Origin of the sequence: Actinospica acidithermotolerans, assembly GCF_018139625.1 — a bacterium.
Taxonomy (GTDB): Bacteria; Actinomycetota; Actinomycetes; order Streptomycetales; family Catenulisporaceae; genus Actinospica; species Actinospica acidithermotolerans.
On the sequence record NZ_JAGSOH010000384.1, the window covers coordinates 1 to 410 of the forward strand.

Sequence of the window (410 nt, forward strand, 5' to 3'; positions counted from 1 at the left end):
ATGCCGAAGTGCAGCACCGTCGCGCCGGCCGTCATGCGCCCACCTGCGCCGCAGGCGCAGCCCGGCCCGAGGCATCCGTGCGGATGCGCATCGAGAGCCGTGTCAGCTCTTCCAGCAGCTGGGCGACGTTGCGGGTGGCGGCGGTCTGCGCCTCGGTCGCGTCGTGGATGCCGGCGATGGACGCGGTCGTCTGTTCCACGCCCTGCACGATGCGCTCGAAATTCTCCGCCGCCTGCGACGATATGTCGCCGCCCTGGCGCACGCGCCCCACCGACTCGGCGATCAGCTTGGTGATCTCGCGCGTCGCCTGCGACGACTTCTCGGCCAGCTTGCGCACCTCGTCCGCGACGACCGAGAAGCCCAGGCCGTGCGAGCCGGCCCGCGCGGCCTCGATGGCGGCATTGAAGGCC

The 410-nt window shown here is 71.7% G+C and carries 1 protein-coding gene; it reads right to left on the reverse strand.

Annotated features, from left to right (window positions below; genetic code table 11):
* Positions 1 to 31 precede the first annotated feature (31 nt).
* On the reverse strand, positions 32 to 410 hold a 379-nt coding region (locus KDK95_RS39055; RefSeq protein ID WP_249162353.1), incomplete at its 5' end, for a methyl-accepting chemotaxis protein.